A 12,976-nucleotide genomic window follows, 5' to 3' on the forward strand; every position below is an offset into this window, starting at 1 on the left:
TGACAATTCTTTTGTAGCCAACTTTTTCTCTACCACATAATACTCTATCTTTATCAAATTGTCATTTTCATCATAAAAATATTTGCATCGAGGATATTTATTTCCCTCTATATATTCAGCGCTCAGCAGCCCCCGATCATTGTACACATAGGTATCCGCATCTATTTGGTCTCGGGTATTAAAAAACGCCTTCTTTGTTAGGTTGTTATAATCGTCATACTCATAAGTATACGTTGTTGTTGTTTCGTAGATATCATGATGGCGTATTTCCTGAACCATATTTCCCCATTTATTGTATAAATAATCTATTATTTCACCATTAGAACTAACTTTTTGTACCAAGTCACCATTTTTATTATAGTTGTATTCTGTTATTAACTGCGTATTTCCTTCTGTTTCAATTTTTTGTATTAACTGATCAGACTCATTGTAGACATAGGTTTCTATAAGCCCAACTTCTCCACCCCAATAGTGTTGCTTTGCAATAAGATTGCTTTCTACTTCTATATCGGGATCAATTTCTTTGTCTTCTGCTTCTTCTGCCTGTTCTGGAAATACATGTACTAAAGCAGGAAGAAGTTCAAATGCCTCTGGTTTTGGAATCTCAACAGCACTTGCTATTTGCGAAATATTTAATAAAACAGTTGCTGCTATCAATTTAGACATTAAAATTTTTTTCATTATAATTTTTCCTTTCTACTTTTTCATCATACTACTATCTTATGTTCGGGTCCTTTTTCTTGTATATAATTTTTCTTAATCTTAGCATAAAAAAATGTAAAGGTAAACCACCAACTTTACATTCACCCCTCTCATTATTTTGTAACGCAGCAACTGTATCATCTACAGCTGCTACATCAATTTCTTAGGTTAGCCCCCCATCGAGTGTAATGATTTGCCCCGTAATATAACTCGCATTATCGCTTGCCAGAAACAAACAAACTTTGGCAACATCCGTTACACTTCCTGCTCGCATCAACGGTACGTCGTTTAAAAATATCGCTCTATCTTCGTTGTCAAATAGATTATTCATTCCAGTGTCGATCCACCCACAGGCTATTGCATTGATTCTTATATTAGATGGCCCAACCTCTTTTGCTAGTGCCTTAGTAAACCCATGCAAAGCGCTTTTGCTCGTAGAATACGCAACTTCTAATGAAGCACCAACGCTTCCCCAAATCGATGAAATATTGATGATGATTCCAGAATGGTTTTTTATCATATATGGCAATGCTAGATAACTACAGTGATATGCAGAATTTAGATTGGTATTTATAACCTTTGTCCATTCATTTGGCTTGGTTTCCGTAAAAAGTTTGTAATAACTTATGCCTGCATTATTGATTACTACATCTGGATATGATCCAGTTTTTTCCACTATGAAGTCAAACAAGGATAAAGCTTCTTTGTATATAGCTAAATCAGCCTTATAATAAGTGCATGGGTAACCCCGTGACATAAACTCTTCATAAGTTTGAATCAATTCTTCTTCGCTATTACCCGAATTTAGTATTACATAATCCCCCTGCTTTAAAAAAGCATTCGCAATAGCCTTTCCGATCCCACGCGACGAACCTGTAACAAGCACAATCTTATTTTTCATTTTAGTTCCCTCTCAACAGTTCAATCTCTTCCTTATACAAATTAGTATTTTTATCTAACCACGGAGTTTCTAATATTAGCGGAATATTTTGGCATATTGGATTTGCAACGATCTTTTTAATTGCAGTGATCCCAATTTTATCTTCGCCTCGTGGATTAGTTCTATCCGCTCCCAAATTCGCGTGCCTATCTTTTTTGGCTCCTCGCACATTTATTGAGCCATTAAGATGCACCACCTTAATATAATCCTTTCCGACCAATTCGTCAAATTCTTTTAGAACTCCGTCGAAATCTTCTACAATATCATAGCCGCTGTCATGAAGATGGCATGTATCGAAGCAGACTCCAATCTTATTTTTAATTATAACTCCTGCAATAATTCTCTTTATCTCGTGGAAATTTTTTCCGATCTCTGTTCCTTTTCCAGACATCGTTTCCAACAACAGCGTGGGCCCATCTTCTTGTAACGCACTATTTATTGCTGCAACTATACGATCTATCCCTTCGTCTAAGGTAGCGGAAGTATATGCTCCCGGATGAATCACCAGATATTCTGATCCTAGTGTCTTTGTCCTAGCTAATTCTAGCTTCAAAAATTCTTTTGCGAAGGCATAAGTGTCTTCCTTGGCTGCAGCAAGATTAATAATATATGGTGCGTGAACTACTATATCGCTAATTCCATGGGCCTTCATAAATTCTTGACCTTCTTTTATTTTCAGCTTCTCAATTGGAGAACGCCTAGTGTTTTGCGGTGCTCCTGTATAAATCATAAACGTATTTGCTCCATACGACCACGCTTCTTCTGCAGCTCCTATTAATCCATTAGACATAGAAACATGTGAACCAATTTTTAGCATATTGATGTCCTTCCTAATATTTTCTATCTAATTTAATATACTAGATAATATTGTAGTTTAGTTCAAGGGGAGGTTAATTGATTTTTATATTATTTATGGTATAATTAAGTGGATTTTTGAACATTTAATAAGATAGTGGCATAATATTAATGCAAATTAAAAAATACAGAAAAAGGGGTAATCTATGCAAAAACCATCGAAAGGATTTTTTAACTTTTTTATAAACTCTTTTATTGTCACCTCAATTGTTCTAGCCTTAATTTTTAGTGGAAGCATTTGGGCCTATCAAAAACATATCTATGTCGATTCTACAGATCCCTCAGATCCTTCTAATCATCCTGCGGCACTCACCACCGCTGTCGCATCTACACAAGTCAGCACACCTGTCGCTGCAACCGATATAGAAGAAGTAAACAAAACCGTTGCTRTACTTGGAACAGACGCCCAAGGCTATCGAACAGACGTCATTATCGTTGCCAACTAYAACTCCATAACCGGCAAAATCAATCTTGTTTCTATTCCGCGAGATACCCGAGTTGAGTGGACTCAAGCCCAAAAAACTGCGATGCGCAAGCAACATGGCTACACAATGAGCGTTACCAAAATCAACGAAATGTCTTCATATACTGGTATAGACAACATAGATAATTATGCATTAGCTTACATCGAAAACTTGCTCGGCATTCAAATAGACAACTACGTTATAGTTTCATTAACTGCCTTTCGCGAAATTGTAGATGCGGTTGGTGGTGTTTATATTGACGTACCGATTGATATGTATTATTACGACCCCATTCAAGCTTTGTATATCGATTTAAAAGCTGGCCCGCAGTTACTAGACGGTGTCAAGGCCGAGCAGTTTGTTCGATATCGATCTATGCCTGGTGGTGATGTCGACAGAATTAAGATGCAGCAACTATTTCTAGAAGCGTTTGCTGACAAAGTACTTAGCCCGTCTATTATTCTTAAGATACCTAACCTAATTCAAATTTTATTTAGCTCCATTAAAACAGATATATCAATTACCGAAATTTTCCAATATTATGGRTATCTCAAAGACTTTAGCTTAGACAATCTCCATTTTTATACATTACCTGGAAAGGGGCAGTATATAGGACATATCTCRTACTTTATTCCAGATATGGCCGCCATAGAAGATTTCAGCAAAAGCATATTTTTCGAACACGTTGAATAGGATGAGGATGATATGAAATTACCAATACTATTAATGATTATATTAACCACTCTAGCTACAAATGATGCCTATGCCCTCGATGTTTTTCACGAAATCAAAGAGGAACAAATTATAACMGAAGGGGTTTTACACACTCAAACCAGCCTTGTAACAAATATTGGTTGGCTTGATGTTAATGTATTGCAAGTTGATTTAACTAATTTTAATGTTAAAGTTGCACCCATCGATGCGGGCGTTTTCGATACCAAACAAACAATATATAAAATGGCCACCGATACAGGTGCTGTTGCTGCTGTGAATGCTGATTTTTTCAGTCTCACCAGCACAGTCCCTAGCTTTGGCGCCGCTATTGCCGATGGCGCTGTCAAGCAAATTTACTCAACAGAGCTAGCAGAAGTGGGTCCAGAAATGAATATGGCAAGCGTTTTTGTTGATAAAAATTTAAACATACTGATGGATTATATCGATACGACTGTTTCGCTCCATGCTTCAAACGGTGAAGTTGCCTATGCAAATGGCTACAATAAAATCGGTACATACTTCAATCTTCCTGTCGTCTTGGATGATCAATACACTGCAACTACAAACGAGATTACTGCAAAGTTTCCACGCGCTGCCACACTGGTTATCAAAAATGGTGTGGTGGCTTTACACAAAACTTCTGGGGCAGTAGACATACCCAAAAATGGCTTTGCAGTCGTGATGGACAACTCCTTCGCATCAGAAATGTTTCGCAAATTTCCTATCGGCATGCCAGTAACAGTTCACGTTGATACTGCTCTTAGCAACAAAAGCTTGCCAAACTTCCATAATCTTCCTGAAATCAACGAACTTATATTTGGCATCGGCGGCGGAGGTCTAATTTTACAAGATGGGCATCCTTACTTGGGCGCTGCCAACATCGTGGGAAAACAGGTCCGCCATCCCCGCACGCTCATTGCCACAACAGATAAGTTTGGAGAATTATTACTTATCACCATCGATGGGCGCCAATACTCTGCCGGTGCCACACATGATGAGGTCATCCAAATTTTGTTGGATCTAGGTGCCAAGGATGCGATGTATTTAGATGGTGGCGGCTCCACTACTATGGTTGCGCGAGACAGAGGAGAATTCGATCTCTCGGTACAAAAYTTACCATCTGATGGTGCGCAACGCAAAGTTATGAACGGCCTTGGCATCTTTTCTATCAATAAGCCCGACAAACTCGACGACATTCATCTAACTATCGATCGCTCCATAACTGCAGTAGGCGAACCCATAACATTTGCAATCACTGGAATCGACCAATCTTCAAATCCTATCGAACTCARCGATTATAATATTGAGATTATAGGTATCGAAGCCGACATCACAGACAACAATACGATTGTTCCCAAGACTGCGGGCAACGCATTTATTGTAGCGTCAAAAGACGGTGTAGAATCTGAAGTTAAAATTCATGTTGCAGAAAAATTAGTAGGCATAGAAATCGAGCCCGCTGTCATAAACTTGAATGTTGGTGCCAAACAGACAGTTAAAATTATCGGCACAACCAACGAGGGCGATCAAATCGAAATCGCTGCAGCACAACTGTCCGACCCTTCAGAGCTTCTCAAGATCAATAACTATACGATCTCATCAACCAAAGCTGGAGTTGCAGTGCTTAAGGCAAGCTATCATGATCTGACTGCTGCTGCAAGCATAGTTATTGGTGCCGCCGAAGTGTCTATCGAATCGTTTGAAGATGCGCTTCCAACATGGTTTGGAGATACACCACAAGTTTCTGGCTCAGTAAAAGCATCAACGTGGTTTGCAAATCATGGCAAGCGCGCTGTTGCGGTAAACTATACCTTTTCGCCAAATAAAACTCGCTCKACTGCAATAGTAACATTTCCCGACCCCCTCATATTGCCTACCGATTCTATGCGTCTAAATTTAATGGTTCGAGGAAATAATTCTGCAGATACATTAAAAATTGAGGTAATGGATCAGAGCGGCAAAATATATTTCCTTACACTAGCAAACGAGCTCGACTTTGATCAATATCGCAAGCTGAGCGTCGACCTACCTGCGGAGATAGATCTGCCTGCAAGAGTTACTTCTCTATATATTTCTGCACCAACCACCGCAAAGAAAACTAGCAACACTATCTACTTCGACAACCTCACCGCAACCCGAGGCAATAACATCTCTGGCAATTTTGGAACAGCCACCGACCACACATTTGATCCGTTATATACAGAAAATTTTAGGCTCCAAACTGGTGAATATTACATCAATATTATAGGCCCCACTCACACCAACAGCTTTATGCTCGCCGAAGATCTACAGCAGTCACTCACCTCAGCACTCACTGCAGATGGCGCACAGGTAATTATGGCTTCCAAAGACAACATCCCGCTCGATATTCTCAATGCCTATCGCACCAATTTTGGCTTTTGGCAAACCATATATAAAGACGTTCAATTGGTCTATTTGGATACTAGCAACCACAGTATTATCGATACCAATACGCTCGGGTGGTCAAATATAAAGAACGTACTAGATAATACTTCTAAGAACCACATTATTCTTGTTACCGAACATAATCCTCTTACAGGTTTTTCCAATACAAAAGAGGGCACCGCATTTCACGATTATCTCGCATCTCTAGACAAAAACGTATTTGTTATTACCACCACTCGCAACAAAAACGAAGTCCAAATTATAGATAATGTTCGCTATATAAATACTATTGGTCTAAACATTTCTGAAGATGACCTTGCCAAAGCTTCGTTTTTGCAATTTAAAGTTGAGGGAAATCGAATTTATTACACATTTAGAAACATAAGCCCTTGACAGATAGTAATCATACAAGAGACAATACAAGTAATAATTCTTCATATAAAAGGGATGAACACTTTGCGAAACTACAAAACAATTCTTCTTGCTACAATGAGTTTTGACATTGGGGGCGTGGAAACCCACGTTCTCGAACTTGCCACCGGACTACGGCAGCTTGGGTATACTCCAATTGTTGCATCAAACGGCGGGGTATATGTTGCTGAGTTAAAAAAACGTGGGATACAGCACATAAAGCTACCTTTGCATGACAAAAATCCAAAGAACATACTAGACTCATATATTTTGTTCAAAAAAGTTATAGAAAAAGAACAAATCGATATAGTCCACGCACACGCACGCATTCCTGCATTTACGCTTGGCTTGCTCCATAAGACTATGAAATTTCCTTTTGTTACCAGCGTCCACGCCCCTTTCAGCACCAGCCCAATATATAGGCTCAATTCTAATTGGGGCCAGGCCAGCATCGCTGTTAGCCAAGACTTGAAACAATACCTGATTGACAACTATAAAATTAATCCTCAGAATATTTTTGTTACTATTAATGGTATCAACCCAGAAACTTTTAGAAAAGATTTAGATACACATAATATAGAAGAAACTTTTCATATCGATACTTCCAAAACCATAATTGGCCATATCAGTCGCCTAGATAGAGAACGCAGCTTGGTCGCGCAGCAACTTCTAGACTTAGCGTCGGATTTATATGCGCAACAACCAAACACTCAGATTGTCATTGTTGGCGATGGTGCGGACTTTGAATATATTCAGACCAGAGCAAATCATATCAACAAACAGCTGAGCACAAACTACATCGTTATGGCAGGGGCCAGTACCAAAGTCAACCAATTTTTAGCACTCACAGATATATTTGTAGGGGTCAGCCGTGCAGCGCTAGAAGCCATGTGCGCAAAATGCCCCACCATTATTGCAGGCAACGAAGGCTACATCGGAATTTTTGACCACACCAAGCTCACGACCGCAATGGAATCTAACTTTACGTGCAGAGGTGAAATTATGAGCAACCCCCAAATTCTTTTACAAGATATTCTCTCTTTGATCGACCTACCAGACAAAATAGTTCTCGGAGAATACAACCGCTCGATTGTTCTCAAAAATTACTCTATCCAAAAGATGACCCTCGACAACATCAAACTCTACGATAAGGTTTGGGCCCAACTTTGACTTACCGAAACACGCTAAAAGTGGCAAGCTTTATGGCCGCAATCACCATCATCTCCAAAGTACTAGGCCTTCTTCGTGAAATATTTTTGGCATCAATATATGGTGCCAGCTTTGAGCTCACTGCCTTTTTGGCGGCAAGCAAAATTCCCTTAACACTGTTTGATATCACTCTGGGTAGCGTCGTCAGTGCAGCATTTATTCCGATATACACTCAAATCACTGCAACAACTGGTGCAGCAGAAGCCAACGACTTTGCAACCGACTACACCAACTTGGTGCTAATGATTACCGCAACAGTTACTGTCGCAGGAATGATATTTGCCGCCCCCATAATCAGCTTTACACTTTCTGGTGCGGAAGAGGCCACACTCGACCTTGCCACACACTTGTTACAAATCATGTTCCCCATGATCATTTTTACGGGCGTCGCATATACATTGGTGGGCATTTTAAATTGCAATCAAGAGTTTTATATTACTGCCATCTTAAGCTTGATATCAAACGCCGCGGTCATAGCATACTTGTGTTTTAATCGCAATATATATGGGCTTGCAGTAATGATGCTTGTGTCGTGGGCATTGCAAGTTGCGGTTCAAATCCCAGCAGCTTATAAATTTGGCTTTCGATACAAAATCCGCTTTGCAGTTGCCAGTACAAACATATGCGCAGCAGTCAAGCTGGCATTGCCAATATTRRTCAGCTCTTGGGCATACCCCGTTTCTTCTTTGATCAACATGAAAATGGCGTCATATATCGATGGYGGAAATGCAGTTAGTTATATGGAACTTGCCAACCGCCTATACGTTGTAATTTCTGGAATATTCGCCTACGTTATCTCCAACTTGAGCTATCCATATCTTGCGCGAGCCGCTACAGATGAATTTGTATCCCTGGTGCGCATCATACTAAAAAGCATTACATTTATCATCGTTCCTATTATGATTGGCCTGATTGTGTTAGGAGTTCCGATAGTCAGCTTTGCATATGAGCGCGGCAACTTTACTTCAGCAGACAGCTTGCAAACGGGCAGAGCGTTAACTAGCATTGGRTTCGCCATGCTGGCATTCTCATATAACGAGGCACTCAACAAGATTTTCTACGCAAAGAATCGCGCACGAGTTGCTATGCTCGCAGGAATTACAGGAGCAGTTTTCACCATTGCGTTATGCTTTATATTGCCAAAATATTTTGGAATTATGGGCTTGGGATTTTCTATTGCAGCTGGTGCAATCGCCACATTTGTAATCAACTTTTATCACCTGAACCAACTCTTTGCAAAGGTAATTACAGCAGCAGACTACCTAGAATTTGCCAAAATCGCTACTGCAGGATTAATTATGGGCATCACAGTATATTATGTCGAGCGATCGCTCACTGGGTCCGCCGCAAAAGTTTTCGTACCCACAATTTTAGGTGCTCTCGAATACTTTGCGTTGGCATTGATTTTTAGAGTAAAGATTTTAACCGAATTAATGAAAGGAGTATCAAATGGACAATAAATTTTTGATTCAGCAATACACTTCCAGTAGGATGTCGCAGTGTCTGGATAAAATATGCCGATTGTTTTCAAAGCTATGGGCGCAAAGTATCTTCTATCATATGATATTTGTGAATCCGTTTCGGCTGCAGCTTCAAGAGAGCCTAACTTTTCGAATATTCTTTTGGCCGTTTCAGCAGCTTAATGTTGTTGCCACAAAATTCGATGCAAAATATATACGTGACAGTTTTATACTTCGGCACTTTCGCAATTATTTGTATATGCTGATGCGGATTAATTCAACTTTGATCGGGGCCTTTATGTTAACCGTTGCGGTCTATGAGCTGGCCACTGCTGGAGTATCGGCACCTGCATTGATTATTTTTTTGATAGCAATTATATTTTTAATAGCCAAGGTAGATATGATCGAACTCATTTCTGGGAGCGCTATATTTACGAAATTATTTGAGATGGCCGACTTTAAGATTGTATGTATCGATTATCAGGCAAACAAAGTTTTAGCTGCAACTTATGGGGTAGCACTTGGGCTTATGTGCTCTGCACTTTTGGCGTTTTCTGGAGTTGTTGCAGCATTTGCAGTAGCAGCTGGGCTCACGATTGTAGGTTTTGTATTCTTAAATCCTGTTTATGGTTTATATTTACTGGTACTTTCTGGGCCGATATTTGACACCAAGTTGATATTGGGCTTGACCGTGTTGGTTATTGTTTCAACATTTATACGAAATCTTTTAAACACAGAACATAAGTGGTTTTTAGATGACATCGGATTTATACTGATGGGGCTTTTAATAGTATATTTTTTCAGCGCTGTCTTATCATTTCAGCGACTAGCTAGCCTATCAATCTTTGCCGTGTATGTGCTATTTATTGGATTTTATATAGTTGGGCTACAGTTACTAACAAGCCGCGAAATTATAATTCGATGCGTCAAACTTTTTGTGATTGCCGGAACCTTGGTTTCGATTTATGGAATTTTGCAATATGTATTTGGGTGGGGCATAAACCAAAATTGGATCGATCCTTCTGTGTTTTCGATTACAGACCGCGCATACTCGACGCTTGATAATCCAAACATTTTGGGAGTCTATCTCATACTCGCATTTATGATTACAGCAGGAGTATTGCTTACTCGAAAAACTCCTCACGCAATCTTTTTCTATGCCTGCGCGCTTGCTTCCATGGCAATATGCTTGGGGGCAACGTTCTCTCGCGGATGCTGGATCGGCCTTGCTATAGCCATTGCTATATTTATTACATTCTATAATGGAAAACTTTGGGGGCTAGCAATCATTGCAATATTATTAGCGCCATTCATTTTGCCAGATTCTATTATCGAACGAATTTTAAGCATCGGCAATATGGAAGATACATCTACCGCAATTCGCGTCAAGATCTGGCTCTCTTCATTGCGCATGGGCTCAGACTTTTTCTTAACTGGAGCCGGGCTTGGTTCTGCGTCATTTGGGTATTTATATCCTTTTTATACCTATTATTATATTCCTGCACAGCACTCACATAACGCATTTTTTCAAATTTTTATAGAGGGCGGCGTTATTGGATTGGTGCTATTTTTATTTTCAATGTGGCGTATCGAAAAGCATCTAGCGCTTTGCTTCAACAAATACAAACGCAGCGAAACCGGCATTATTGCTTTAGCATTGATGTGTAGCATTGTAGGATTCTTTGTTCAAGGATTATTTGACTACCCGTTCTATAACTACCGGATTGTCTTTTTATTTTGGTTAATCATAACCCTAGGTAGTACATTATGTAAAAGAGGTGAGTGTGATAAAAATTTTACACGTATGTAGTGATACCAACATTGGTGGAGCTGGCAGATATTTATTAAACTTATATAACGCCAATGCGGCAGGCTTAGACTTATATTTTTTGTTGCCCACGCAAAGCAAATTGGCTGCAGTGTTAGCCGCAGCTGGAGCAAATGTTATCGAATTAGATATAGCAAAAGACGCCTCATGGGCAGCGAAAGACATCTACAAAATAGCACGTTTACTCAAGCGACTGCGTCCTGATATTGTCCATACTCATGCAAACTTCACAGCTCGAGTATCTGCAAAATTGGTGGGCATAGGCAAGATCGTATATACCAGACACTACGTCGAAACGGCGGCCTCCGCACCAAACAAGCTCAAACGCTGGCTCAACAACTTTCTATGCGATGCGGTGATTGGAGTTACTGCAGAAACCAAGCCCGTATTGATGAAAATGGGCATTGCAGAAAACAAGATAGCAATCATCGAATCTGGCGTTTTGCCTATCGAGAAATACGCTGATGCGGCAGCGACCAGAGCTCATTTTGGCATTGCCCCCAATCAGGCAGTAATTTTGCTTTTATCTAGGCTATCGTCTGAAAAAGGAATAGATAGATTTATTGAAATCGTTGCGAAGCTTAAAGAGTCACACAAGAACATAATTGCTTTGATAGCAGGAGAGGGCCCCGAAGAGGAGAACATACGCGAGCTTATCCGTCAAAAAAATCTCGATGAAGACACAATCCGAATAATAGGATTTGTAGAAAACGTATCAGACATATTAAATGCGACCGATATCATATTGAACACTTCTACAACAGAAGCAAAGAGCCTCTCATTGCTAGAAGCTATGAGCATCGGAATTCCTGCAGTAGTATCAAATGTTGGAGGCAATCCCTCGCTTATCGCAAATGCCGAAAACGGGTTTGTCGTTGAGCAAGCAGATGCGGACGGCTTTGTTGCCCGCATAGCAGATCTGCTTTCGGATGCCGATTTGTATGCAGCAATGAGTGCCAACGCTATCAACCGATTTAACCAGAAYCACCATGCGCATCAAATGGTTGCAAAGACCAAAAATTTTTATGAAAAAAAGGAGAATAACATTGAAGAGATTTAATATAATAGATTTTTTTATAGTTGCTGCCTTAGTTGTGGTTGCCATTGTTGGAATCACGATTTTAAACCGCGGTCCAATCGACTTTTCGCCCGATACTGTAAAGCTTCGGCTCCTAACTGAAATAGCAGCCAACGACCTATTTGTTCTCGATAAAATTAAGCCTGGACCAGTTTTTCTCAGCGTCGACAATGTATATACAGGCACTATCACCGATGTAGATCTCGAAGTTACTCAAATCAGAACCTTTGATAAGCATCTAGAAGCGTACAAAATGGTCGATAGCATTTCTGGCAAATACAATGCTTACATTACTATCGAAGTAGACGCCGTTGAAACCGACCGCAACTTTAGCATCGGCGATATCAATCTCAAAGTAGGCTCTCCTCTATTTATTAAAGCAAAAGAATACAATTCAAAAGCTCATATTTTAGAAATGGAGGTTATTGAATGAAACTTAAATATAATATTGTAGACCTTTTCGTTTGTATTATGATCATTGCTTTTTTCATTGGGGTCGGCATCAGATTTTTTCCTATATTTTCTATAAATAATATACAGGCAGTAAATACACCAAAAACCATCGAATATACCGTCGTTATCCGCGATGTTCGAGACTATACCGTCAATGCACTCAAGAAAGCCGGCGTTGCGTATACATCTAGTGGCACCGAAATGGGAACAATAATAGATGTATGGTCGAAGCCTTATACAGATATAGAAGTGCTAAACGACGGCACTCAATACAAATTAGCGGCACCAGATAAATACGAAGCGTATATTAAAATCCGCACCGAAGGTCGTGAAAGCGATATGCTTCTTATTGGCAGCTGCGGCACAGAATTATATTTGGGAGGACATATAGGCTGGTATACCAAATGGGTTAACATTATTAGTTCACAAATCGTGGAAATCGATATTCTTGAATAA

At 39.8% G+C, this 12,976-nt stretch carries 11 protein-coding genes; 8 read left to right on the plus strand and 3 right to left on the minus strand.

Translation table 11 applies throughout. The features are described 5' to 3' along the window. From EPU_RS11590 to EPU_RS05010, 3 genes are all read right to left on the minus strand, one after another. On the minus strand, nt 1-681 hold a 681-nt coding region (locus EPU_RS11590), incomplete at its 3' end, for an RHS repeat domain-containing protein (RefSeq protein WP_010167308.1). A gap of 184 nt (nt 682-865) precedes the next feature. After that, on the minus strand, nt 866-1,603 hold the full coding sequence (gene ymfI / locus EPU_RS05005) for an elongation factor P 5-aminopentanone reductase (protein WP_010167309.1): 738 nt from the start codon (nt 1,601-1,603) through the stop codon (nt 866-868). A 1-nt stretch (nt 1,604) separates the two neighbouring features. Further along, a complete protein-coding gene (locus EPU_RS05010; protein ID WP_010167310.1) occupies nt 1,605-2,459 on the minus strand; it encodes a deoxyribonuclease IV in 855 nt (284 codons plus the stop codon). A gap of 184 nt (nt 2,460-2,643) precedes the next feature. Here EPU_RS05010 and EPU_RS05015 point away from each other — a divergent pair, with 184 nt between their 5' ends. The 8 genes from EPU_RS05015 to EPU_RS05055 all read left to right on the plus strand — a co-directional run bounded on the left by EPU_RS05015 (nt 2,644) and on the right by EPU_RS05055 (nt 12,976). Beyond that, a complete protein-coding gene (locus tag EPU_RS05015) occupies nt 2,644-3,654 on the plus strand; it encodes an LCP family protein (protein ID WP_029488049.1) in 1,011 nt (336 codons plus the stop codon). A 12-nt stretch (nt 3,655-3,666) separates the two neighbouring features. Next, entirely contained in the window at nt 3,667-6,474 is a 2,808-nt protein-coding gene (locus EPU_RS05020; RefSeq protein ID WP_029488050.1) for a phosphodiester glycosidase family protein, read from the plus strand. Nucleotides 6,475-6,537: 63 nt separating this feature from the next. Further along, nucleotides 6,538-7,662 carry a glycosyltransferase gene (locus EPU_RS05025; RefSeq protein WP_010167313.1) on the plus strand — a complete coding sequence of 375 codons (1,125 nt, stop codon included), beginning with the start codon at nt 6,538-6,540 and terminating at the stop codon, nt 7,660-7,662. A 20-nt stretch (nt 7,663-7,682) separates the two neighbouring features. Beyond that, a complete protein-coding gene (gene murJ / locus EPU_RS05030; protein WP_255347274.1) occupies nt 7,683-9,161 on the plus strand; it encodes a murein biosynthesis integral membrane protein MurJ in 1,479 nt (492 codons plus the stop codon). Next, nucleotides 9,151-10,971 (plus strand): O-antigen ligase family protein, encoded by a 1,821-nt coding sequence (locus tag EPU_RS05040; RefSeq protein ID WP_083792564.1) that lies wholly within the window; start codon nt 9,151-9,153, stop codon nt 10,969-10,971. Before murJ ends, EPU_RS05040 begins: the two co-directional genes overlap by 11 nt. After that, entirely contained in the window at nt 10,946-12,049 is a 1,104-nt protein-coding gene (locus EPU_RS05045; RefSeq protein ID WP_029488053.1) for a glycosyltransferase family 4 protein, read from the plus strand. The genes EPU_RS05040 and EPU_RS05045 overlap by 26 nt, the downstream gene beginning before the upstream one ends. Beyond that, the gene (locus EPU_RS05050; RefSeq protein WP_010167318.1) at nt 12,036-12,500 is read left to right on the plus strand and encodes a DUF4330 family protein; all 465 of its coding nucleotides are present in this window, start codon (nt 12,036-12,038) and stop codon (nt 12,498-12,500) included. Before EPU_RS05045 ends, EPU_RS05050 begins: the two co-directional genes overlap by 14 nt. Then, complete coding sequence (locus tag EPU_RS05055; protein WP_010167319.1) at nt 12,497-12,976, plus strand: DUF4330 domain-containing protein; 480 nt, start codon at nt 12,497-12,499, stop codon at nt 12,974-12,976. Before EPU_RS05050 ends, EPU_RS05055 begins: the two co-directional genes overlap by 4 nt.

It is taken from the genome of Candidatus Epulonipiscium viviparus (assembly GCF_000171335.1).
GTDB lineage: Bacteria > Bacillota > Clostridia > Lachnospirales > Cellulosilyticaceae > Epulonipiscioides > Epulonipiscioides viviparus.